Origin of the sequence: Haloarcula vallismortis ATCC 29715 (assembly GCF_000337775.1) — an archaeon.
GTDB classification, from domain to species: Archaea; Halobacteriota; Halobacteria; order Halobacteriales; family Haloarculaceae; genus Haloarcula; species Haloarcula vallismortis.
This window is the reverse complement of the sequence record NZ_AOLQ01000022.1, coordinates 32,095-53,742: the sequence shown is the minus strand read 5'-3', so window position 1 is coordinate 53,742 and position 21,648 is coordinate 32,095. Positions and strand designations below refer to the sequence as shown.

The window sequence follows — 21,648 nt, the reverse complement described above, 5'->3', positions numbered from 1 at the left end:
AGCGGACGAGACCGAGGAGCCACCAGCGAACGAGACAGAAGAACCGCCAGCGGACGAGACTGAGGAGCCACCAGCGAACGAGACAGAAGAGCCGCCAGCAGACGAGACTGAAGAGCCGCCAGCGGACGAGACCGAGGAGCCGCCCGCTAACGAGACTGAGGAGGGTGACGAAGGCGACGAGACTGACGGAACAGACAACGCGACCGAAGAAAACGCGACGACAGAAAGCTAACTCGCGCCACCCTGTCACCCGTTCACATTTTTAATGCTGGCCGTCGTACCGTAGGCCATGAAGTTCGTTATCGTTGGCTATGGCCGCGTCGGCATCCGGACCGCACGGATTCTGCAGAGTGAGGGCCACGAAGTCGTTATCGTCGACAACGACCCTGTGAAGGTCGAACGGGCCAGGGAAACCGGGTTCGAGACTATCCAAGGCGACGGCAACGAGGAAAGCGTCCTCGTTGATGCCGGCATCGAAAGTGCGGACGCCATCGGCGGTCTCACGGGCGACCTGAACACGAACTTCACTGCCTGTATGATCGGCAAAGAGTTCGGCTGTCGGACCGTCCTGCGGATCGACGCCGACTACCGCGAGGAGATCTACGAAAAGTACGCCGCCGACGTGGACGAGATTATCTACCCCGAGCGGCTGGGCGCGGCCGGCGCGAAGACGGCGCTGCTGGGCGGTGACTTCAACGTCCTCGCCGATCTGACCGAACAGCTCTCGGTCGCCAGCATCCGCATCCCCGACGGCTCGCCGTTCGTCGGGAAACGGGTCGTCGAGGTGGAGCTTCCCGGCGACGCCCACATCTATGCACACGGGACGGACCACGAACCGATGACGATTCCGCTCCCACAGACTGAAATCGAACCCGGTGACAGTGTCGCAATCATGGCCGACCCCGGCGGGCTAGACGAGATCCGAGCGTCGCTCCGTGGTGACGCGTCAGCCTGACATTCACGGCATCCGGTCCGCTCCTTGCAGTCGCGCTCAGACTGACAGAACTCGCTGTATTCGACGAAAGCCGGGGGGAGTAGGATATGAAAGGGAGGATCGCGGTGTCCGGGCGCGCCTGGGGAGGATAGGATGGCACGCAGTGTCACCGACATTCACTGGAGCCGTGGAAGCACGCCCGTACCGGGTGAAATGCTACCGGTAGACATAAATGCCCGTCAGACAGGTGGCAGACAGCACGGGTTTTTCATTGTTCGACGACTGCGTACCCCTATGACATGGGCGACGCTGTTTGAACGTGCAGCGGACCACCAGACTACGGTTGACGCTGTCTGTACGGCTCTCGAAGAGCACCGGGCGGAGGACGAAGACGATGTCTGAGCCGTCGCCAGCGCGCGTCGTCGCGGACGCCGATGTTCTCGCCGCCGACCTGTTGTGTGGGCCAGACAGTGACGCCCGTAGCGCTCTCGACCACGTTCGCCGCCACTCGTGGGTCACGCTCGTCGCAAGTGACCATCTGTTAGACGACGCCACCGCCGTCATCGCCGATCTCGCCGATGACGCTCTGGCAACAGACTGGCGGGCGCGGATCGAACCCGACTGTGACATCGTCGACCACCCGGCTGGTGACCATCCTGCGCTGGCTTCGGCATACCGTGGCGGCGCACAGCATCTCCTTTCTTACAATGACGGCCTGCGGAGCGCCCGGACTGGCGCGTCGCTCAACCGTCACATGTCCCTGAGTGTCAGGCCGCCGGACGCCTTCGCTCGCCTGTTTGACCCGGAGTCACTGTACCCGGTCGTCGAAGGCGGTGAGTATCCCGGCCCGGATCGAGACCCACGCGCGTAGCGATACTCAGTCGTCAGCCGTCGTTACTGTGGCTGCGGAGACCGTTCCCGACGGCGCGGTCGTGTCCCCCGAAACGTCGAACTCTGCAAGCACCTCACGCAGCTCGTCGGTCTGGGCTGCCATCTCCTGTACCTCGGTGGTCACTTCGGTAATCGTCGCGGTCTGTTCTTCAGTCGCGGCGGCAACGGCCTCGGACTCCTCGTTCGTCTGCTCGCTCACTGCCGCGACCTCGTCGACCATATCGACGACCTCCTGCGTGGTCTCTGCCTGCTCGGCGGTGGCTCCTGATATCTCCTGAATCGAGGCGTTGACCTCGCCGAGCACGTCGACGATATCCTCGAAATCTCGGAGTGCCGACTCGATGGTTGCGGCGCTGTCGGTCACTTGCTGGTTCGTCGCTTCCACGTCGCTGACGGTCTCGCTGGCCTCGTGCTGGACTGCCTGGATACGGTCCGATACGTCCGTTGCTGCGTCGCGGGTCTCTTCTGCGAGTGTCTTCACCTCATCGGCGACGACGGCAAATCCGTCTCCGCTTGCGTCCGCTCGGGCCGCCTCGATTGAGGCGTTCAACGCGAGCATGTTCGTTTGCTCAGCGATATCGGTGATGACCTCGACGATGTCGTCGATTTCGCTGATCTGGTCGACCAGACTTTCGACCGCGACGGCGATATCGTCGATGCGAGCTTCCATCTCGTCGAGTTCGTCGATCGCCTGCTCGGCGTCTGCACGTCCCTCGCGCCCTCGCTGAGTCGCCTTCTCCGCGGTGTCAGCCGCGTTTTCAGCGGTCGCGGCAATCTCTTCGACAGTGGCAGACAGCGTGTTCATCTCTGAGGCGACGTCGTCGTGACGCGACGCCTGCTGGCTGGCGCCGGCTGAGATCTCCTGAATCGACCGAGAAATCTCGTCGCTCGCGTCGTCGATCTCTTCGATGCTTCGGGTGACGTGATCGCTTGTCTCGTCGACGTCTTCAGCGAACGCGGCAACGGTTGCCACCGTTCCTCCAAGCGTCGTCACGAGGTCGTTGTAGTTCTCGACGACAGCATCGAACTGTTCGTCGTCGGCCTCGAAGTCCTCGTCGATGGTGGCCGTCAGATCCCCGTCTTTCGCCTGTTCGGCGGCGTCACCGAAGGCGACGACGAGGTCGTTAAGCGCCTTGGAACGCCGTTCGAGGTCGCTGGTCATCGTCTTCAGTTCGGTGGTGTAATCGTCCATACTGGCGGCCATCTTCTCCAGTGACTGGCCGAAGGTCCCGGGCACGTCCTCGTCGAGAATGTCGGCGTCGAACTCCTGCCGGGAGAGCGCGTCGGCCTGCTCGGACACTGTCAGCAGATACGATTGCATCGAGCGAAACGACGAGAGCAGTTCGGCAACCTCGTCGTCGCGCTCGCTCTCTGGCAGTTCCACGTCGAGTTCCCCGGACGCGATATGATCTGCGCCTGCAGCCATCGCTGTAACTGGTTCGACGAAATCCTCGCGGGTGATGAACACCGTGTTGGCGAATGCGACGATAGCGCCAGCCAGCAACACGCCTGTGACGACGAACCGGACGGTCCCGCTGGCGACAAGCGAGACAACTGCCAGCGCGACCGACGCGGCAAACTGCAGGCCGACGGCTGCAAGCACCTTCCGTTCGACTGAACCGGAGACGCCGAAGAGGTCAAGTGATCCACGTATCACCGATTTGTACTGTCCGACCGGGTCTGTGAGCATACGCTCCTTTTTCTTACAGTGTATAATAAGGTTCGAGTCCAATTCTCGGAGATTGAAAAGGCATTGATGGACGAAAACCAGACAGGTGGCAGTGGTGAACACTGGAACCAACGGCAGTCTCAGAGCTGATTCTCTACCTGTCCTGGTTGACCAGCGCTGTAACGCGCCGGACGACCCAGCGCGGTGTCACTCTCACCAATCGGTCGATAAGCCGCATCGACCGCCGCGGAATGACGACAGTCTCGCCAGCCGCGGCCCCTTTATACGCCGCCGATGCGACCGTCTCGGGTGAGTTCGTGGCAACCGACCCGACAGTTGAGTCCGTCATCCCGGCTCGTTCCTGAAACTCTGTGTCGACCGGGCCGGGACAAACCACTGTCACGTCGACCGGCGACCCTCGGAACTCCTCTGCGAGCGCCTCGCTGAAGCTGTTGATATACGCCTTGCTCGCGTAGTACCCGGCGAGGTTCGGCCCCGGCTGGAACCCGGCGACTGAACCCATGTTGATAACCGCGCCACCCTCGTCGAACTCGTCTATGAATAGCCGGGTCAGTTCGACGGGAAGCATGACGTTCAGGCGTAACTGCGTCCGTTCTTCCGACAGATCACTCTTCGCGAACGGGCCGTAGGTCCCCACGCCGACGTTGTTGACGAGGATATCGATGTCCAGACCGCGCTTCGTCACCTCTTCGTACAGCTCTTCGGCAGCCCCAGAGCGGTCGAGGTCGATAGAGATTGGCGTTGCCGTGACACCCCTCGTTTCGAGGTCCTCAGCCAGTCGCGCCAGTTTCCTCTCACTTCGGGCGGCCAGCACCACATCGTGGCCGCGTGCGGCGAACTCACGCGCCAGCGCTTCACCGATGCCCGCTGACGCACCGGTTATCAGGGCGGTACCGCCGGTCCCGACGACCGGCACGTCGCTACCGCTCACCGTCCCACTCCGCGACTGTTGTCGCTTCGGGTTCCAGCGCCGTCGGTCCCTCGCCGCTGGAACTTCCGAGGGATGGGACATCCCTCGACGGACGGTTCGTTACCGCTCACCGTACCACTCCGCGAACTTCGCCAGCGCCCGCCCGCGGTGGGAGATTGCGTTCTTCTGCTCGGTGCTCATCTCCGCGAACGTCGTCCCGTCGTGCTCGAAGATGGGGTCGAAGCCGAACCCGCCCTCGCCGCGCGGGGCGACGATCTCGCCGGCGACGCGCCCTTCAAACAGCTTTACCGGTACTGTCTTGCCGCTCTGTTCCTCGTTCCCGCTGTGTACCTGTTCATCCGTCGTCGCCACGCCGCGGTCGTCGGCCGCCAGGTCCTGTCCGCGACGGTCCTCACGGTCGATGCCGTCCGGGTCCGGCGTCGCCTCGAACCCATCGCCGTCGCAGTAGGCGATGACCGTCTTGAACGCCGCGCCGCGGTCGTCCTCCGGCTCCGTCATGCGCCAGACGCGCTCCACGCCAACAGTGTCCTCGACGTAGGAGGAGTACGGCCCGGGGAACCCGTCGAAGGCGTCGATGAACAGCCCCGCGTCGTCGACGATGACCGGCCCGTCAGCCGTTCGGTAGGCCGCCCGCGCGCCCTCGGCCGCGACCGTTCGCAGGTCGTCGGCCTGAACTTCCGGGTAGTCGAAGTCGAACTGGTTGACCTCGTCGTCGAGATATTCGGTCGCCTCCCGGACTTTCCCGGGATTGGTCGTGACAAAATTGAGCATACCGGCACACGGCGACCGGTGATAAAAGAGGCGTCGAAACAGCGGTCAGTCGACGACGACTTCGACCGGCTCGTCCTCGCTCTCGGACTCGAACTCCTCGCTGCTGCCGCCGCGTTCCAGATACAGCATCACGCCGGCGACCGCCAGCACGACCCACGAGCGCCAGTTCGCCAGGTTCAGCGTGTAGCCGATGCCAAACGGCTTTTCGACCAGCATGTCTTCGCCCGGCTTCCAATAGGCTGACACCAACCGCTTGAGACTCGGTCGTTCGAAGTTGTACGGCACGCCGAACAACGTTCCCGACTGGGGTTTTTCTGCCATACTGAGTGCTATTCGTGCCGAGGTTAAAACCATTTGTCCACCACCTTTTTCCTCGTCGGGTTTCCTCGCGGCGCGAAGCGCCGCTGCGGGAACCCTCCTCGAAAAACGTGGTCTTGCTGAACGGAGTGAAGCAAGGCTCGAAAGACGAGCGGCGCGAGTCTTTCGGTGGCGAAAAATGCGCGAATCGCGACGCGATTCGCGTGAAACCGCGGTCGAAGACCGCGGTATGCTTGCTCCGCCGACCGCGACTCAGATAGTCCTTATATTACTGATACCGCCCGCGCCCCTCGATGTCGTCGAGACTGGTGAACACCGCGTCGGCGTGATCGCTCTCTGTCCGGTAGGCGTCCTCGGCGGCCGACAGCAGCGTCTCGGGGTCGTCCGCAGTCCCGGCGAGCGACTGTGCGAGGACGTGGAGGTCCATCGCGTGGTCCTCTGCCTCCTGCGTGTAGTAACCGAGGCCGAAGTCGATGAGGAAGGTCTGGTCTCCCTGTCCGTCCCGGCTCCCGACCCGGACGTTGCGCGTCGTCGGGTCACCGTGGACGAAGCCAGCATTGTGGATGCGAGCGAGCCAGCGACCCACGTCCGTAACGCGGGACTCGGTCAGGCCCTCACGGAGGTCCGCGTCACCCACTCGCTGGAAGACGATGCGGGCCTCCTGCGGGTCCACGTCCCGGACCAGCGGCGTCGGGACGCCGTGCCGGCGCGCCTCGCTGGTGAGTCGGGCTTCCTGTCTGGTGCGTTCGGTTCGCAGCCGCTCATCGAGCGACGGGTGGCGGTAGCTCCGCGGGACGCGCTCCTTGATGACGCGGTCCCCGTCGAAACGGACGGTCGCCTCCGCGCCCTGAACTTCGTCGGTCCCTGTGCGGTAGCTGTCCACCGACTCCTCGGTCCCGCGCCAGGTGACGGCCACCTCGTCGGGCCGGAAGTTTGAGTCGATACGCGAGTCCTCGATGGCGATGGTGTCGCCGGCCGCGTACATCTTCGCGCCGAGCATGGCTATCATGCCGGCGTTGTCCCGCAGGAAGCGGTTTTCGGGGGCGTAGAACTTCGCGCCGCGTTGCTCGCACATCTCACCGAGCATCCGCTGGAGGCGGTCGTTCTGGCCGACACCGCCGCCAAGCACCAGTTCGTCAGCGCCGGTCAGCGACAGCGCCCGCTCGGCGACTTCCGTCAGCATCGCGAAGATGGTTTCCTCCATCCCGCGACAGACATCGTCGACCGGGACGCCATCGTCGACGGCCTGTTTGGCGGCGCTCATGATTCCCGAAAAGGAGAAGTCCATCCCCTTGACGACGTAGGGTAGTTCGTGGTACTCGCCGTCGCGGGCGTGCTGTTCGACCTTCGGCCCGCCTGGGTGTGACCAGCCGATGTGGCGGGTGAACTTGTCGATAGCGTTGCCGACGCCGGTGTCCATCGTCTCGCCCAGCACGCGGTAGCGGCCGTTCCGATAGCCGAGGATGTGGGCGTTCGCGCCGGAGGCGTTCAGACACACCGGCGAGTCAAAGCCCGAGCGGTGGCGGCCCACTTCGAGGTGGGCGACCATGTGGTTCACGCCGACCAGCGGCACGTCGAATCGCTGCGCGACGGCTCTGGCGGCGGTGGCGACGATGCGGAGACAGGGTCCCAGCCCCGGGCCACGAGCGAAGGCGACGGCGTCGATAGGGGAGCTGTCAGCTCCGCGTTCGCTCGCGCCGTCAGCGGTCGCCCGCTCGTGTGCGTGGTCGATGGCCGTCTCGACGACGGTCGGGATGGCCTCGCCCATGTGCTCGGCGGCTTCTCGCGGATGGATGCCGCCGCTGTCTGGCGCGTAGGCGTCAGTCTCGATGAAAACGTGATCGTCGTCAGTGACCTGCGCTGGGTCCGGTGTCTCGAACACCGAAGCACTGGCTGCCCAGGCGGTACCTTCGATACCCAGAATACGCATCGGGCGGCCTTACTTCCACTCGGTGTAGCCGCACTTGCCGCAGTGCTGGCGGTCCTCGTGTTCGGCGAGGACGGTGTCACCGCACCGGGGGCAGGTTTCGCGGTCGAGTTCGCCGTCGTCGTTGTAGTATTCGTTGTGTGGCATCTATGCTTCCTCCGCTTCCTCTTCGCCGTCGGCGACGATCTTGTTGCGTTCGAGCATGTGGTCCTGCTCAACGTCGCGGGCGTACTCGGGGTTGTCGTAGACCTTCGCGTAGCCGACCGTCTTCCGCATGCCGAACTTGGTGTCGAGCTTGTGGATGACGACTTCTTCGGCATCCTTGTTCAGCGTGGCCGCAAGAGAGTCGCGGACAGAGAGACGGGAAGGGGTGGCTTCGTCGTGGACGACCTCGAACCGGACGTCCGTGCGGTGCAACATGGGATTCTCGTCTTCTTCGATGATGTCGATATCCATGGTTCGTTGTCCGTATCTACCCGCCGAAGCGCGTAAAAGGATTTCGAAGCGGCTGACGCCGTCTCCGTCCGCGATTCCGTGTCACCGCGTCGTCCCCCGGTTCGGCGGTGGGGCGGGAACATGTTATAGCGGCCGGCTGTGTCCGGTACAGCGCTTCCAGAGCGATAGCGGCTGAACGCCGTCCCTTACTGTTCGCCAAGCTGTGCAAGGAGATGCGAAAGGTGGATTCGCTCGTTGGCCGCGTCGACAAGCGCCATGTCCGTCTCGCCAGCCATCGTGTGAATCTCGGCTAACCGGTCGCCGGAGTAGCGCGACCGGGCCACGTCCAGCATATCGTCGAGGATGTCGGACGCGCCGTACCCTTCGTCGACGAGCAGGTCATCGAGCGTCGACCGCGCGTCAGTAAAGCGCCCGTCCTCGGCCGCATCGATCATCTGCTCGACTTGGTCGTCGGCCTCGATGGCGTTGAGGGTCTCGAAGGCAGCGTCCATCGTCACCTCACCCTCGGCTTCGGCAGTCGTCTGGACGGCCAGCACCGCTGTCCGGAGGTCCCCCTCCGCGTAGCCGGCGACGTACTCGATGCCGTCATCGTCGTGGTCGACGCCCTCCGCGGTGACGATGTCCTCCAGTACCGACGCCGTCTCCTCGTGGGTCGGCTCGCGCATCACGACCGGGAAACACCGCGAGCGGATCGGCGGGATAACAGCTGAGGGCTGACGTGTTGCGATGACGAACTGCGTCGCCTCGTAGTACTGCTCCATCACTCGACGCAGCGCCTGCTGGAAGTCCTCGCGCATCCCCTCGGCGTTGTCCAGCAGGATGGTCTTGTAGCTGCCCGACACCGGGGAGTAGCTGGCTGATTCCTTGAGGACGTGGTTAATGAGGTCGGCCTTCGAGGACTCGCGCCGTCGCTTGCTGTCGATGAACGACGCGAACCGCGGGTCGTTTGCGACCTCTTTTTTCGTCATGCCGAACACGTCGGCCATGTTGAGTTCCGTGAAGTCCGCGTCGGGGTTCTCGTGGACCTCACGAGCAAAGGCTCGGACTGCGGCCGTCTTCCCGCTTCCTTTCGGCCCGTGGACCAGCAGGTTCATCGGCTCTTCGATGGCTCCCTGCAGGTGCTCGCGGGCCTTCGGCTGGCGGATATCCGACAACTCCGGGGCGTGTGTCTCCGTCCACAGCGGCGCGTCCATCTGTTGGCACTGGGTATGCCCGGCCCCGACAAGTATCCCGCGGTCCACGGGCTCACGCTTCCCGTTAGTACCAACGGTGTCGTAGCGACACATTCGGTCCGCCCCACGCCCGACATTTACCGGTGACCGGCACACCAGCACCGGCCACCCCGAATCTCGATTACGAGAGCGGACTGTCTGCTGCTGGCTGCCATCCGCACTCCACGCACTCGAACTCTGCGTCTGCTGTCTTGATTACCGGTTCGCCGCATTGCTTACATTCCCGGAGAGGATTGTGAGGTCGAGTAGATGGTCGTGGCATATGTTAGCTAAATACACATACTGCTCACATAACTATTCACTCTACGCACCTAGAAGAACACCAGCGAAGCTGGAGTCGTATTCCGCCTGTGTATCGGTCTGCCACTCACTTCGCGTCTCTGGCTGTTCGCAGCAACATACGTCGGCCGGGAGTGAGCGAACTAGTGGTTCACGAACATCGGGCGGCAAACGACCGCAGGGAGTGCGCCGGCCGGGAGTGAGCAAACGCGGAGCGTTTGCGAGCCACGACAGACGGAGTCTGTCGGTGATTGAACCCGATGGCGAGACTCACTCCGTTCGCCTCGCGTGATTCAATTCCCTGTGGACTGCATTTGCTGCTCGCGAATTGCTCGCAGCAAAATGCGCCGGCCGGGAGTGAGCAAACGCGGAGCGTTTGCGAATATCGGGCGGCAAACGACCGCAGGGAGTGCGCCGGCCGGGAATTGAACCCGGGCTATTGCCTTGGGAAGGCAATGTCCTACCACTGGACCACCGGCGCGCATCGGCCACTGCGTTCACTCGCGCGCCGAGGCTCGCAAATCTGTCGGCTTTGCTCACCACGGGCGCACTTCGGTAGACTGCAGGTCCGTCGGACCTGCGAACCCCGTGTCGAACTGTGCACAGCGACTGCACTTGAACGTAGCGTTTTGACTGGACGCGTGTCCGAAAATATCACGCCGATAGATGGGTATTAGTTCCGTCCGTCCAACTAGAGACTATGGCAACGGCCGAATCCATTGTCCGTGCCGATGAGCCGCTGAACCTGACGTTCTCTGAGGCTGAATTGGAGGCGCATCACGACCATATCACGTCGTTCATCGAGGAGCAGGTCGACGCCGCCGGTGTCGACACCGTTGTGATGGGGCTTTCGGGTGGCATCGATAGCACGCTTGTCTCGCATCTGGCCGTCGACGCGCTCGGCCGTGACGCCGTTCACGGACTCGTAATGCCAAGCGAGGTCAACCGTGCCGACAACATGAGCGACGCCGAACGGGTAGCCAACGACCTGCTCGGCATCGAGTACGACGTCATCGAGATCAACCCGCTGGTCGACGCGTTCCTCGATGCCTATCCGGACGCCGAGGACGATCAGCTCGCCGTTGGCAACCTTCGGGTTCGCTGTCGAGCGGTGCTGAACTATCTCGTCGGCAACCACGAACAGGCGCTGGTACTGGGGACTGGAAACCGTAGCGAGGCATTGGTCGGCTACTACACGAAATACGGCGACGGTGCCGTGGACTGCCATCCTATCGCGCCGCTGTACAAACAACAGGTCCGGCAGCTGGCGAAACATATCGGTGTCCCTGATGACCTCGCCGAAAAGACCGCTAGCGCCGAGATGTGGGCCGGACAAACCGACGCCGACGAGATGGGGATGGACTACGACACGCTCGACTCTATCCTCGCTCTGCACATCGACGGCGGTGTTCCGGCGGCTGCGACAGCCGACCGGCTTGGTGTCCCGCTCGATGTCGTCGAGACTGTCCGTGAGATGTACAAATCGAGCGCCCACAAGCGCGCGATGCCACCGGGTCCGGACCCGCTGTACTGAGTCTTTTTGTCGTTTCAGGCGCTAACGAACCGGGTTCTCTGGGCCGCGACCCAGATACTCCGAGAGGAACGCGTGGATGGTTTCGGCGTCGTAGCTGTCCATCGTTAGCTCGTGTCGCCACGCGGTCACGACGTATGGTGCCCGTGGATCGTCGTTGGGGTTCGGGACGGCGACGACGCTCCGCCAGGTGCCGGTGTGGGTGCTGGAGAACTCCCGCAGGCTCTCCTTGGCCTCGGGTGAGATCTCGTCGGGGTCGTAGTAGACGACGACCGCGCCGTGTTCGAGCGTGTGGACGAGCGAACCGAGCAGTGGCGTCGCCTCGTAGAAGCCTGCATCGACTGTCGAGGCGTAGTGCGTCCCGGAGAGCGGCGGGACCCGCTGGTAGTCGATGGCGCTCCCCGCTTCGACGTGGTTGGTCCCTCTGTCCGGGAACTGCTCGACGCCGGCCAGGCGGTCGCTGTTCCCGGCCCCATCGAGCGACGACGCCTCGACGCCGTCGGCCTCGACCGCCGAGAGCGGCTGTGCGCCCGTCGTTCCGACGAGGTCTGTGTCGCTGCCGCCGCCCCCACCACTCAGCTGGGTCGCGTACGCTGTAAGCCCGATAGCGAACACCACGACGATGCCGATGACGATTGGTCCGACCGGGAGGGCGGTGCCGTCCCCGCCTCCGGTATGCTCCTCGACTCGCCGTCGGTCAATCGCACCCAGCTCGCCGTCGTGAGCGTCGGCGAGGTGGTCGAGATAGGCGTCGTCGCCGTCGAACGATTCAGAGCAATACTCACAGTCGACCATTAGCAGTCCGTACGCGAGGCGGCGTCTTGTACCCTTTCCTACTCCGTCTTGGCGTTGAGCTCGGCAAAGGCCCGCTGCTCGCGGCGCTCCTGTGTCTCGCTGTCTGCATCGTCTCGTATCCGTGCTTTCAGCACTCGAAGCGCGTCCGCGTCGACGCCCGCCAACTCTTCGGCGACGGCCCGCGGCTCCGCAGTGACTCGCGAGACCAGCCCCATCTGCAGTGCCGTCTCGGCGTCGAGCGTTCGACCAGACAGCGCGATATCCAATGCGTCGCCGGTCCCGACGATATCGGGGAGCCGCGCGGTCCCACCCCACGCGCCGAACAAGCCGAGCTTGACTCCTGTCTCGGCCAGCGTTGCATCGGGTGTCGCTACACGGATATCACAGGCTAGTGCCAGTTCGACGCCGCCGCCCCGTGCCGCGCCATCGATACCGGCGACGACGGCCCCGTCGTAGGATTCGAGTGTCCGGGCGACCCGCTGGCCCAGCGCCGCAAACGCCTCGGCGCGCTCCGAATCGAGGGCCTTGACCTCATCCAGATCCGCGCCGGCACAGAACGCCTCGCCATCGCCGTGTAGATACAGCACTGGCTCGGTCGCGGACTCGACCGCCGCTTCGAGGTCACGCAGCGCCGCGCTGGTGAGCGCATTGCGCTGGTCTGGCCGGTCGAGCGTCAGGGTCCGGATACCATCGCTGTTCGTGGTCTGTACCATGCTTGCTGTGACTCTGCGGTTTCCAAAGGTCTTTGCCCTTCCCGTCGCTAGACCCTCATAATGGAGGAAGTGGCGGCAGTTCGCCGAGCGGCGTTGGCGGCAGTCGACGATGTCGAGCCTGACCGGCTTCACGAGCGCATTGACGCTCGTCTGGATGACGCGTCGCTGGCGCCCGGCGTCCTGACGCTCGTCAGCGCGGGTGTAACCAGCGACCCACCGGTCGACCTGGCTGACGGCGTCGCTGACCGAGCCGCCGGCGTCCAACTCATCTACGAGGGGCTCTCGCTCACTCGGCAACTGGCCCGCGATGACCCCTGGGTCAACGGTGACCGCGACACCGCCGACCTGGACATCCTCATCGCGGACATCCTCGTCTCACGTGGCTTCTACCTGCTCGCCAGAACCGAAGCCGCCGACGCCGCTGTCGCTGTCGTCCGTTCGTTCGGCCACGACCAGACAGTTCGTCAGACGACCGACGACGAAAGCCTCGACACCGCGCTGGAAACCGACGTTCTTGAACTCGCCGTGGTCGCCGGTGTCACCGCTGCCGGCATCCGACCCACGCCGACGCTTCGGGAGTACGCGACCGAACTGGCCGTCGACGGCCTCCCGTCGAACGGTGACCTGCTCGGTGAGGAGGTCGCTGACGCCCTTCGAGCTCGCGCGGGTGCCGAACAGCCGTCCGGGGACGGGACCGAGGCCGCCGCCGACCACTGATACTAACCGACACACCGGTCCCGAATCGAAACGACTTTAGACAATTGCCGGATACACATTGATGCGTGCCTGGGTAGCTTAGCGGTAAAGCGCGTCCTTGGTAAGGACGAGACCCCGGATTCAAATTCCGGCCTAGGCTTCTTCCGACCACACTTCTGCGAGACGGTCCGTCGCCGAGTGGCTACTGTCGTTGGAGAGTCAGAACCGGGATTTGAATCTCTGGAAGGCGAGCGACGCGATTCTGCCTCCGGTGCAGATTCCGGCCGGCTCGATTCCGAAGCGCATTGTCGCGGCCACCGAAACCATGCCCGGCGCTTATGTGAGCGTGGCCGCTGGTGAGAGATATGCACGCCGCGGCTATGCAAGACCATCTCCGAGACAGGATGTACGAGGTGTCGCCGGAGCAGTTCGAGATTCTGTGCAAGATGGTCCTCAGCCGCCGCCTCGAGACAGAGTCGATGCAGGTAACGGCGTTCCGGCAGGACGACGGCATCGATGTCGAGGGCGTCATCGATGAGGATGTCGTCCGGGTGTTGTTCGGCGCGCAGGTCAAGCGATACGACGAAGGCAATACGGTTAGCAGCGGGCACGTACAGCGGTTCAGTGGGGCACTGACACAGGGAAACTACCAGACGGGAACCTATCTCACCTCCAGTTCGTTTACAGGGCCGGCGAGACGAGCGGCCGAGAACCTTCAGATACACCTCGTCGACGGGGCGCAACTCGCGGCAACGATGGTCAGCAACAACATCGGTGTTGCGGAGAAGGTCAGTGGCTACGAGCTACAGCCGGCGTTTTGGGACGCGCTGACCGAACCGGAGCGGATCGATACGATTCCCTCGAACGAGGTCCCGCTTGCCAACAGTTTCGAATCGCTTCGGGAGTTCTTGACGGCCATCGACGAGACGGACGGCACCAGAGCAGAAATCAACCGTGCCGTCCCGGAGTTTGACTCGCGGCACGCTGACCTCTACGGCACTGCGGGCTGGCTGTTGGGCTTCGTACACGAGGACACGCCGACGGAGGTCGACGGTCGTGAGGTCCGTCGCTGGGGGTTGACGAAGCATGGGGTCGAATACCTCCGCCTGCACGAGTCGTGCGATACCGACGCGGCCCGTGAGCGACTCATTGCTGGGCTTCGACAGGTCGAAATTGTCGACCGCCTTGCGACGGTGATAGCGGAGCGCGGGTCCCTCTCGTACGATGAGCTGAAGGCGGTGCTGGCTGCCGAGACGGACCTGTCCGACTCAAGCGTGGCTCGCCGAGCGAGTACGCTCGGCCAGTGGCTCACCGTCCTCCCAGAGATAGCCGAGCGGCCCGAAGGCCGTAGCAAGAAGTTCATCAGCGTCTAATTGCTGACCGGCACACCTCCCAGCCGACTGACTCGCCTCAGTCTCGCTCGGGTTCCTCAGCCAGCGCTCTGTCCCGCAGTTCACGGCACTCCTCGCTTTCGGCGGTCAGTTCGGGGACGGGCGTCGGTGTCCCGTCGTCGACGGCGACGAAGGTGGCGTACGCGCTGGTCGTTTCCTCCGTTTCGCCTGTGTGGGGGTCCTCGCGAGCGACCTCGATACGGACCCGGACGCTAGTTCGGCCAGTCGCGTAGGCATATGAGTCGATAAGGGCAGTGTCGCCGATAGGAATCGGCCGCTCGAAGTCGACGCGGGACATCTGTGCGGTCACGCAGGACTCCCTGGCGGCCCGCATGGCCGACATCGCCCCGATCTCGTCCATCCACTTCATGACGATGCCGCCGTGAGCGCTCTGGTAGTTGTTCGCGTGAGTTGGCTGGACGCGCTCGCGGTTGACGATGTGCGTCTCGGCGATGGTCGGCATACCTCCTCGTAGAGCCTGTTGCGGCAAAACGGTGTGGTGCGTCTGTGACAACCTGACAGCGACCACGCGTGCTTACACCGTCGCGTGGCGCGCAATCGTCGGGCGAACGGCCGAACAACAGTATCTACCCGGTGAACTGGTGGTATTCGAGGCCCTTGTGCTTCATCTCGTTGTGTTTGCGTTCGAGGAACGAGTAGACGGAGCCGTGTGGCGCACCGTCGAGAATCATCTCAGCGGCTTCTCGGACGGCGTCGACCTGCTCCGGACCGCCGATGATGCCCAGCGTCGAGCCGTAGATGACCACAGCCGCGCCGGAGAGCTCTTGCATGAGTTCCCGCGTTCGGCCGCCCTCGCCGATGAGACGCCCCTTCTGGCGACGGAAGTCGTTCTTGTTACGGGAGGCGGCCTCGATGTCGATGAGTTCGAACATCATCATGTCGTCGTCGAGGAGCGCCAGCGCATCGTCGGGGGCGAACCCGCGGCCGATGGCCTTCACGATGTCAGGGCCTTTCAGTGCCGTTACGGGGTCGCCGACGGACTCGACTTTCACTGTGCCGTCCTCGGAATCGATATCCAGTCGGACCTCTGCGCGCTCCTCGATCTCGCGCATGGTCTCACCGCCCTCGCCGATCAGCACACCGATACGGTCCTGCGGAATCTTCACGTGTTGCATAAGTATACCTCTTTTTAGGAGGGTCTGCCTGTTTAAAACTTCGGCGTCTGGACTGGCTGGTACCAAGTGACACCCCTCGGCTGGCGGTCAGTTGTCCGTTACATAGTGCGACGTGGCCGGTCAGACGCGCAATACGGCGGAAAGAAACCAGATGAGACCGAAGACACAACCGGCTGCGCCCGCCAGTTTCGTGAGCATAACGTTCCAGTCGGCTGGCTCGACCGCACTGGAACGGGTTGTGCTCCCGATGGCGTCCAGTTGCTCGCACAACTTCGTGACTCCGTACGCATACCGGTACATGAGCGCGCCACCAATCGCTGTGAGCGGGCCGAACAGGAGGCCGGACTGAGATTCCTCGGGCTGTCTTTCCTCAGGCCTGGGATTGAAACTGACCGTGTCCGGTGTCCCTGTCTCGTCATTCTGGTCCACTGTGTCCGTGGCCTGGACGGGTGACTCCGATGGCTGCCCGCCGTCCTTGGTGGTGGTCGTCGCAGTGTCGTGGGTCCCAACTGCGATTTCGTCGAGATATGCTCGGCCATCGAGCTGGACCTGCCAAGCGGTGTTTGCAGTGCTGGTCGAAACCGTTCTGATCACGCGGTCCCGGCGCTGCTGGTCAGTATCCCACAGCGCGACCTGTGCAGTCCCGTTCGGATACCAGCGGATCTCGACGGCGAAGAACCGACCAGTGGGAGCTGTGATGCGCTTGGACGCCACTGTTCCGCTTTCGTCCGTCGCGATGATGTCGATGCGGTCGTTATTCTCTCGACCGACATTCTGGATGGACACTGCAGCTGTGGCGTTCCCGTCGGCGCGCTCAACGACCCGTAGCGCCCCGCCACGACCCACGTCAACGACACCGGTTACAGTGCCCTGACTGGCGTTGACTGTCGTGGCGGTAAGCGTCGCGGTGGCGTTGTCGCGGACACCAAGCGAACAGTCTCCGTCTGCGCCGATACGGAGGATTTCGCCGGCGGTCCAGTTGGTCGCCGACGCGGCCCCGAGTCCGTCGACATAGTGGTACGAGGAGGCGGTGGCCGGTGCCTCAGGGTGTTCGTGGTGCACTGAGCATTCCGTCTGTGGGGTCGCCGACTCGGCTGTGATGGTGTGACCGTGCGTCGTCGTCGATGGCGAGTGTCCATCGGCTGTCGGGCTTCCTGCGGCAGCAGCAAAGCCCGGGTATGCGACCAGCAGCATCACACCAAGGAGGGCAGCGAGTGGCACTAGCTGTCCGGTCGTGGGGGTTGGAGGGCGTCTCATCGGTAGATAGCGGGCGATTGACTCGCAGTGATAGGCTCTCGTCGTTGGTTGTCACCGGGCCGTCGCTTATTGCTGTTCTGCTTCTGTGGGACAGTCCAACGGTGGTGGCTATCACGAGCGGTGGTTTCCATTCGCCACCCGCCGACGGTGAACGGTCAGGGCTGTGTCGGAAACACGTCCCATAGACCCTGCTGTCAGTCCAGAAACTCAACCCCAGTAACCTCGAACCGCGCGCCGCCGGTGTCGCTGTCGGTAACGATGGTGTCCCAGCCGTGTGCGCCCGCGATGGTCCGGACAATCGAGAGTCCGTAGCCGCTGCCCTCTTCGGCGGTCGTGAAGCCGTGGTCGAACACGTCGTCCTGATTGTCGGCCGGGATGCCGGGGCCGTCGTCCTCGACGTAGAAGCCGCCGTCTAGCGGACCGACGCGGACGATAACGGCGCCGTCACCGTGTCGAATGCTGTTCTGAAAGAGGTTCTCGAACAGTTCGATGAGGCGGTCGGCGTCGGCGCTCACCGAACTAATAGTGTCGTAGTGGAGCGTGGCTCGCTCGGTGGTTCCGGCGGCCCCTTCCCAAGCGGTGTCGACAACGTCCTTGACGTTCGTCGTTTCAGGGTCGGTGACGACGTTACCCTGCTCGGCAACAGAGAGCAGGTCGTCGACGAGGCGGGCCATCCTATCGCTCGTCTCTTCGAGCGCGTCGAGGTGTTCCTCGTCACCGGTTTCGCGGGCCAGATGCACTCGCGAGGAGATGACGCTGAGCGGACTCCGGAGGTCGTGGGCGAGGATATCGGTGAACTCCTTGAGCCGGTCGTTCTGGCGTTCGAGCATCTTGTCGTACTGGTGTTTCTCGGTCGTGTCCTGACTGACTGCGACGAACCCCTCCGGGTCCCCGTCCCCGAGCGGCGAGAGCGAGAGGGTCGCCCAGAACACCGATCCGTCGGCCTGCCGGTGCCAGTGCTGTGTCTCGACGGGACCGTTCGCTGCCTCCACTAGCAGCGACTCGACGGCCGTTTCCATTTCTTCGGGGTCGGCGAACAGCATCTCGACGTGGCGGCCGACCGTCGCGTCCCGGTCGTAGCCGTACAGCGTCGCTGCCGGGTCGGGCCAGGTCGTGACGGTGCCATCACCGTCGAGCATGAACACTGCATGCGATGACAGTCCCTCGATGAGCCGGTCAGAAACCGAATCGTCGGTGTGTGCTGCCTGCTGGTCCGAACTGCTGTCAGATGGGGGGCTGTCCATCAGCCGCACCTGCTCGGGACAGGCCAGCGCCGGCTCATACGGCAGCGGTAGCGCGGTGACAGGTCATCCATACTGAGATGTACAACACCTAACATCTTACACACTGTGGTTTTCACAGCCAGACCGGGTTGTGAGGAACCGGGTAACAGAAGCGCAGTCCCGCGATCTCTTCCGGGAAGATCGCTGGCATGACCGCTAATGGTGGTGGTCTGTCGTCGCTCCGGTGATAAATCCTCACCGACCGACATCCAGTGGGCCGGACAGAAAGTCGGCGACTACTCCTCGTCGCGGCGGTCGGCTGGCGTTCCCTGCGGGACGGCGTCGTCGTCGCTCCCCGGGGCGGTGTCGTCCTTGTCCTTCGGCGTCGCGTACTCCCGGACGTACGCGAGCAGTTCCGCCGGCGTGGCGTCGACGCCCTGTCTGGCGAAGAAGTTCGCGACGTTGCGACAGTCCCGTTCCAGGAAGTCGTCGGCGTTGGGGTGGTGGATGGTCACCGCCTGTCCGAGGTCGATGATGTACAGCTGGCCCTCGTGGAAGACGATGTTGTATTCCGAGAGGTCGCCGTGGACGAGGCCGGCGTCGTACAGCCGGCGGGTGTACTCCTTGACGACTTCGTAGGCGGTTTCGGGATTCTCGATGTGGACCTCGCTGAGGCGCTTGCTGCGGCCCTCTTCGGTCCCGAGATACTCCATGACGAGGACGTTCCGCTCGACGGCGATGGGTTCCGGCGTCCGGACGCCGGCCCGGCGGGCGCGCTTGAGGTTCGATGATTCCTTGCGAACCCATGCGGTGACGACCTTCTTTTTGTCAGAGCCGATTCCCTCGAAGCGGGGGTCACCGTCGAGATAGCTCCGCATGTCCTTGAAGTCGGAGGCGTTGATGCGGTACACCTTGACGGCGACCTCTGTCTCGCCCGACAGCGCCGTGTAGACGTTGGCCTCCTTCCCGGTCGAGATCGGCCCGCCGAAGGCGTCGATGTGGCCGTCCTGGACGAGCTTGTACAGCGCACCGTAGGTCGCGTCGTCGAAGACGCTGGCCTCGACTTTGAACTGGTCGGCGTCCTTGATTCGCTTTCGGAACTCGCTAAATTCGCGGTCCCGCTTGCGGGCGATACGGTCGGCTTCCGTGTCGGAGACATCGACTTCCTCCCACTCGTCGCCCGGCGAGTCAACGTCGTCAGTGTCGAGCAGGCCGAACTGCCCCTCGGTCACGCTTTTGCCTCCGTCGAGCCCGCGGCCAGATACATATCAGGCTACTCCTGGATGTGTCCCTCCTCGCGTAGCTGGTCGGCGTCCTGTTTCTCGTAGCGCCACGTGATGTCGGCCTTCTCGTCTTGCCAGTCCCATGGCTCGACCAGCACAACGTCGTCTTCCCGTATCCAGATTCGCTTTTGCATCTTGCCCGGAATCCGGGCTGTGCGTTCGACGCCGTCCATACAGCGTACCTTGACGCGGTTCGCGCCAAGCATGTCCATGACGACGGCGAACACCTCGTCCTCTTCCGGCATCCGCAAGTTCTTTCGGCTGTCGTTGTCGCTCATAGACGGTACTTCGACGGGGAGAGGTTTAAGGTTTGGAAAAGTTGGACCGCAAATGCGGTCCGTGGCCCCCGACACGGGGTGGGACAGACGCTGGGGCCGTACAGAAAAGCGCGGTCGCCGCCTCAGTCAGCGCCGAGGCAGCCGACCCACGAGCAATCGGTGCAGGTCTCGATGCCTTTCGCCGTCGTCGTCTCGCCGCGACAGCGCGGGCAAACGGAGCCGATCTCCGGCGGCTGGACGGACTTACTCATCGGTGATGATGTCCGCCGACAGGCCCTGTGCCATCTCGATGTCCTTGGAGTTGTTGAGTGTCCATGCGGTGCGCTCGGTGACGGCCTCGATGACCTCGCGGCCGCTCGGAAGGCCGTTGCCGGACTTCTTGACGCCGCCGAATGGCAGGTGGACCTCCGCGCCGATACACGGGAGATTGCCGTACGCGAGGCCGATTTCGGCCTCGTCGCGGAACTGATTGATCTGGCGGTAGTCCTCTGAGATGATCGCGCCGGCGAGGCCGTAGTCGACGCTGTTGTGCATCTCAAGCGCCCGATCGAAGTCACCCGAGTACTTCAGCAGGGCGACGTGGGGGCCAAACACTTCCTCGTTGATACAGCGCAGGTCCTCATCATAGTCGATTTCGTAGACGAACGGGCCGACCCAGTGGCCCTCCTCGTGGCCCTCGGGGATCTCTTCGGCACCGAGGTCGGCGCGGTCGACGAGCACGTTCGCGCCCTCCTCACGGGCGAGGTCGTTGTAGCGTTTGAACTTCTCGACCTGGTCGTCCTCGATGAGCGGGCCCATGAAGGTGTCCTCCTCCAGCGGGTCGCCGACGGCGATATCCGATGCGATGTCGACGAACCGCTCTTTGAACTCGTCGTACAGGTCCTCGTGGACGATGAGCCGCTCCGAGGAGACACAGCGCTGGCCGGTCGTCTTGAAGCTGGACATCACGGCCGAGTGGACGGCGATGTCGAGGTCGGCCTCTTCGGTGATGACGACGGCGTTCTTCCCGCCCATCTCGCAGGCGGCGATCTTGCCGGGTTCGCCGCCGACCTTCGAGGCGATCTTGTGGCCGACTTCGGCGCTGCCCGTGAAGAGGACCGTCTCGACGCGGTCGTCTTCGACGATGGCGTTGCCGGCGTCGCCGTAGCCCTGCACGAGGTTGAACACGCCGTCCGGAATGCCTGAGTCCTCGAACATCTCGGCGATGATGTGGGCACACCACGGCGTCTGCTCGGCGGGCTTCCAGACGACGGTGTTACCCTCGACCAGCGTTACGGCGAGGTGCCAGAACGGGATGGCGACCGGGAAGTTCCACGGGGTGATACAGCCGACGACGCCCTTTGGCTTGCGCCGCATATAGGCGTCCTTGCTGGCGATTTCGGAGGGGACCACGTCGCCGTGGGGGTGGCGGGCGTTGCCGGCAGCCCACTCGACCATGTGCCAGGACTCCGTCACGTCGGCCAGCCCTTCGCTGATCTCCTTGCCACACTCCATGGTGACGATTTCGCCCAGTTCCTCGTGGCGGTCACGTAGCTCGTGGTAAATATCCCAGAGGTACTCCGCGCGGTCGATGTGCGAAAGCGAGCGCCACTCGTCGTAGGCGTCCTCTGCCGCGGCCAGTGCGCGGTCGACATCGTCTTCGGTCCCGCGGTGGAACGACGCGAGTGCCTCACCGGTGGCCGGGTTCTGACTTGTGAACGTTTCGTCACCTGTGCCTGTCGTCCATTCGCCGTCGATGTAGTGCCGTCGTGAGTCGTCTGTACTCATGGTAGGTACTGTACGCGTCCCCCACCAATATGTTCCACCGTCCATGGTCAGGGGGGCCACTGTGGCCTGACGTATCACCGGCAAATGGGCATTACTTCCCATGGTCGGTGTTTCCCTTATGAACCGCACCTTTATTTGCGTCCATATCG

23 protein-coding genes, 2 tRNA genes and 1 pseudogene are annotated in these 21,648 nt (G+C 63.5%); 7 read left to right on the top strand and 19 right to left on the bottom strand.

Features of this window, described 5'->3' with window-relative positions; translation table 11 throughout:
* The 3 genes and pseudogenes from C437_RS06520 to C437_RS06510 form a co-directional block, all read left to right on the top strand.
* A pseudogene (locus C437_RS06520) lies at window positions 1–232 on the top strand (hypothetical protein); the annotation flags it as partial.
* 57 nt (window positions 233–289) lie between these two features.
* Complete coding sequence (locus tag C437_RS06515; protein WP_004516117.1) at window positions 290–955, top strand: potassium channel family protein; 666 nt, start codon at window positions 290–292, stop codon at window positions 953–955.
* A gap of 373 nt (window positions 956–1,328) precedes the next feature.
* A complete protein-coding gene (locus C437_RS06510) occupies window positions 1,329–1,805 on the top strand; it encodes a PIN domain-containing protein (protein ID WP_004516115.1) in 477 nt (158 codons plus the stop codon).
* A 6-nt stretch (window positions 1,806–1,811) separates the two neighbouring features.
* On the opposite strand, the gene C437_RS06505 is transcribed toward C437_RS06510, so the two are convergent.
* The 9 genes from C437_RS06505 to C437_RS06465 all read right to left on the bottom strand — a co-directional run bounded on the left by C437_RS06505 (window position 1,812) and on the right by C437_RS06465 (window position 9,910).
* Entirely contained in the window at window positions 1,812–3,515 is a 1,704-nt protein-coding gene (locus C437_RS06505; protein ID WP_004516114.1) for a methyl-accepting chemotaxis protein, read from the bottom strand.
* Window positions 3,516–3,648: 133 nt separating this feature from the next.
* A complete protein-coding gene (locus tag C437_RS06500; RefSeq protein ID WP_004516113.1) occupies window positions 3,649–4,446 on the bottom strand; it encodes an SDR family NAD(P)-dependent oxidoreductase in 798 nt (265 codons plus the stop codon).
* Between the two features lie 99 nt (window positions 4,447–4,545).
* Window positions 4,546–5,217: a non-canonical purine NTP pyrophosphatase gene (locus C437_RS06495; RefSeq protein WP_004516112.1), complete on the bottom strand. Its 672-nt coding sequence runs from the start codon at window positions 5,215–5,217 to the stop codon at window positions 4,546–4,548.
* A gap of 45 nt (window positions 5,218–5,262) precedes the next feature.
* Window positions 5,263–5,538, bottom strand: coding sequence for a DUF5808 domain-containing protein (locus tag C437_RS06490; protein ID WP_004516111.1), 276 nt, complete (start codon window positions 5,536–5,538; stop codon window positions 5,263–5,265).
* A gap of 265 nt (window positions 5,539–5,803) precedes the next feature.
* Window positions 5,804–7,465, bottom strand: a complete 1,662-nt coding sequence (locus C437_RS06485; protein WP_004516110.1) for a bifunctional N(6)-L-threonylcarbamoyladenine synthase/serine/threonine protein kinase — start codon at window positions 7,463–7,465, stop codon at window positions 5,804–5,806.
* Window positions 7,466–7,474: 9 nt separating this feature from the next.
* Window positions 7,475–7,609, bottom strand: coding sequence for a 30S ribosomal protein S27ae (locus C437_RS06480; RefSeq protein WP_004516109.1), 135 nt, complete (start codon window positions 7,607–7,609; stop codon window positions 7,475–7,477).
* A complete protein-coding gene (locus C437_RS06475) occupies window positions 7,610–7,918 on the bottom strand; it encodes a 30S ribosomal protein S24e (RefSeq protein WP_004516108.1) in 309 nt (102 codons plus the stop codon).
* Window positions 7,919–8,103: 185 nt separating this feature from the next.
* Window positions 8,104–9,111, bottom strand: coding sequence for an AAA family ATPase (locus C437_RS06470; RefSeq protein WP_004516107.1), 1,008 nt, complete (start codon window positions 9,109–9,111; stop codon window positions 8,104–8,106).
* A gap of 728 nt (window positions 9,112–9,839) precedes the next feature.
* A tRNA-Gly gene (locus C437_RS06465) sits at window positions 9,840–9,910 on the bottom strand.
* Window positions 9,911–10,129: 219 nt separating this feature from the next.
* Here C437_RS06465 and C437_RS06460 point away from each other — a divergent pair.
* Window positions 10,130–10,963, top strand: a complete 834-nt coding sequence (locus C437_RS06460) for an NAD+ synthase (protein WP_004516106.1) — start codon at window positions 10,130–10,132, stop codon at window positions 10,961–10,963.
* A gap of 21 nt (window positions 10,964–10,984) precedes the next feature.
* Here the strand turns inward: C437_RS06460 and C437_RS06455 are convergent, their stop codons facing one another.
* On the bottom strand, window positions 10,985–11,755 hold the full coding sequence (locus tag C437_RS06455) for a DUF3105 domain-containing protein (RefSeq protein WP_004516105.1): 771 nt from the start codon (window positions 11,753–11,755) through the stop codon (window positions 10,985–10,987).
* A 38-nt stretch (window positions 11,756–11,793) separates the two neighbouring features.
* Window positions 11,794–12,468: an enoyl-CoA hydratase/isomerase family protein gene (locus C437_RS06450; protein ID WP_004516104.1), complete on the bottom strand. Its 675-nt coding sequence runs from the start codon at window positions 12,466–12,468 to the stop codon at window positions 11,794–11,796.
* A 60-nt stretch (window positions 12,469–12,528) separates the two neighbouring features.
* Between C437_RS06450 and C437_RS06445 the strand changes: the two genes are divergently transcribed.
* The 3 genes from C437_RS06445 to C437_RS06435 all read left to right on the top strand — a co-directional run bounded on the left by C437_RS06445 (window position 12,529) and on the right by C437_RS06435 (window position 14,537).
* Window positions 12,529–13,185 carry a DUF7114 family protein gene (locus C437_RS06445; protein ID WP_004516103.1) on the top strand — a complete coding sequence of 219 codons (657 nt, stop codon included), beginning with the start codon at window positions 12,529–12,531 and terminating at the stop codon, window positions 13,183–13,185.
* A 67-nt stretch (window positions 13,186–13,252) separates the two neighbouring features.
* Window positions 13,253–13,324, top strand: a tRNA-Thr gene (locus C437_RS06440).
* A 205-nt stretch (window positions 13,325–13,529) separates the two neighbouring features.
* Window positions 13,530–14,537 (top strand): restriction endonuclease, encoded by a 1,008-nt coding sequence (locus C437_RS06435; RefSeq protein ID WP_049919649.1) that lies wholly within the window; start codon window positions 13,530–13,532, stop codon window positions 14,535–14,537.
* A gap of 37 nt (window positions 14,538–14,574) precedes the next feature.
* Here C437_RS06435 and C437_RS06430 read toward each other — a convergent pair whose 3' ends face one another.
* The 8 genes from C437_RS06430 to C437_RS06400 all read right to left on the bottom strand — a co-directional run bounded on the left by C437_RS06430 (window position 14,575) and on the right by C437_RS06400 (window position 21,499).
* On the bottom strand, window positions 14,575–15,018 hold the full coding sequence (locus C437_RS06430; protein WP_004516101.1) for an acyl-CoA thioesterase: 444 nt from the start codon (window positions 15,016–15,018) through the stop codon (window positions 14,575–14,577).
* A 124-nt stretch (window positions 15,019–15,142) separates the two neighbouring features.
* The gene (locus C437_RS06425) at window positions 15,143–15,691 is read right to left on the bottom strand and encodes a KH domain-containing protein (RefSeq protein WP_004516100.1); all 549 of its coding nucleotides are present in this window, start codon (window positions 15,689–15,691) and stop codon (window positions 15,143–15,145) included.
* A 120-nt stretch (window positions 15,692–15,811) separates the two neighbouring features.
* A complete protein-coding gene (locus C437_RS20800) occupies window positions 15,812–16,912 on the bottom strand; it encodes a hypothetical protein (protein WP_170832127.1) in 1,101 nt (366 codons plus the stop codon).
* Between the two features lie 230 nt (window positions 16,913–17,142).
* Window positions 17,143–18,192, bottom strand: coding sequence for a sensor histidine kinase (locus C437_RS06415; protein WP_004516098.1), 1,050 nt, complete (start codon window positions 18,190–18,192; stop codon window positions 17,143–17,145).
* A gap of 275 nt (window positions 18,193–18,467) precedes the next feature.
* Entirely contained in the window at window positions 18,468–19,403 is a 936-nt protein-coding gene (gene rio1, locus C437_RS06410; protein ID WP_004516097.1) for a serine/threonine-protein kinase Rio1, read from the bottom strand.
* A 41-nt stretch (window positions 19,404–19,444) separates the two neighbouring features.
* Entirely contained in the window at window positions 19,445–19,732 is a 288-nt protein-coding gene (gene eif1A / locus C437_RS06405; RefSeq protein WP_004516096.1) for a translation initiation factor eIF-1A, read from the bottom strand.
* Window positions 19,733–19,854: 122 nt separating this feature from the next.
* Entirely contained in the window at window positions 19,855–19,983 is a 129-nt protein-coding gene (locus C437_RS21060) for a hypothetical protein (protein WP_275040378.1), read from the bottom strand.
* Window positions 19,976–21,499 carry an aldehyde dehydrogenase family protein gene (locus tag C437_RS06400; RefSeq protein WP_004516095.1) on the bottom strand — a complete coding sequence of 508 codons (1,524 nt, stop codon included), beginning with the start codon at window positions 21,497–21,499 and terminating at the stop codon, window positions 19,976–19,978. The genes C437_RS21060 and C437_RS06400 overlap by 8 nt, the downstream gene beginning before the upstream one ends.
* Window positions 21,500–21,648: the final 149 nt, after the last annotated feature.

Bases quoted from the DNA above. Each gene is read 5' to 3' on its own strand.
- C437_RS06515 (WP_004516117.1), top strand. From the start codon at position 290: ATGAAGTTCGTTATCGTTGGCTATGGCCGCGTCGGCATCCGGACCGCA.
- C437_RS06510 (WP_004516115.1), top strand. From the start codon at position 1,329: ATGTCTGAGCCGTCGCCAGCGCGCGTCGTCGCGGACGCCGATGTTCTC.
- C437_RS06505 (WP_004516114.1), bottom strand. From the start codon at position 3,515: ATGCTCACAGACCCGGTCGGACAGTACAAATCGGTGATACGTGGATCA.
- C437_RS06495 (WP_004516112.1), bottom strand. From the start codon at position 5,217: ATGCTCAATTTTGTCACGACCAATCCCGGGAAAGTCCGGGAGGCGACC.
- C437_RS06490 (WP_004516111.1), bottom strand. From the start codon at position 5,538: ATGGCAGAAAAACCCCAGTCGGGAACGTTGTTCGGCGTGCCGTACAAC.
- C437_RS06485 (WP_004516110.1), bottom strand. From the start codon at position 7,465: ATGCGTATTCTGGGTATCGAAGGTACCGCCTGGGCAGCCAGTGCTTCG.
- C437_RS06480 (WP_004516109.1), bottom strand. From the start codon at position 7,609: ATGCCACACAACGAATACTACAACGACGACGGCGAACTCGACCGCGAA.
- C437_RS06475 (WP_004516108.1), bottom strand. From the start codon at position 7,918: ATGGATATCGACATCATCGAAGAAGACGAGAATCCCATGTTGCACCGC.
- C437_RS06470 (WP_004516107.1), bottom strand. From the start codon at position 9,111: ATGGACGCGCCGCTGTGGACGGAGACACACGCCCCGGAGTTGTCGGAT.
- C437_RS06460 (WP_004516106.1), top strand. From the start codon at position 10,130: ATGGCAACGGCCGAATCCATTGTCCGTGCCGATGAGCCGCTGAACCTG.
- C437_RS06455 (WP_004516105.1), bottom strand. From the start codon at position 11,755: ATGGTCGACTGTGAGTATTGCTCTGAATCGTTCGACGGCGACGACGCC.
- C437_RS06450 (WP_004516104.1), bottom strand. From the start codon at position 12,468: ATGGTACAGACCACGAACAGCGATGGTATCCGGACCCTGACGCTCGAC.
- C437_RS06445 (WP_004516103.1), top strand. From the start codon at position 12,529: ATGGAGGAAGTGGCGGCAGTTCGCCGAGCGGCGTTGGCGGCAGTCGAC.
- C437_RS06435 (WP_049919649.1), top strand. From the start codon at position 13,530: ATGCACGCCGCGGCTATGCAAGACCATCTCCGAGACAGGATGTACGAG.
- C437_RS06430 (WP_004516101.1), bottom strand. From the start codon at position 15,018: ATGCCGACCATCGCCGAGACGCACATCGTCAACCGCGAGCGCGTCCAG.
- C437_RS06425 (WP_004516100.1), bottom strand. From the start codon at position 15,691: ATGCAACACGTGAAGATTCCGCAGGACCGTATCGGTGTGCTGATCGGC.
- C437_RS06415 (WP_004516098.1), bottom strand. From the start codon at position 18,192: ATGGACAGCCCCCCATCTGACAGCAGTTCGGACCAGCAGGCAGCACAC.
- eif1A (WP_004516096.1), bottom strand. From the start codon at position 19,732: ATGAGCGACAACGACAGCCGAAAGAACTTGCGGATGCCGGAAGAGGAC.
- C437_RS21060 (WP_275040378.1), bottom strand. From the start codon at position 19,983: ATGAGTAAGTCCGTCCAGCCGCCGGAGATCGGCTCCGTTTGCCCGCGC.
- C437_RS06400 (WP_004516095.1), bottom strand. From the start codon at position 21,499: ATGAGTACAGACGACTCACGACGGCACTACATCGACGGCGAATGGACG.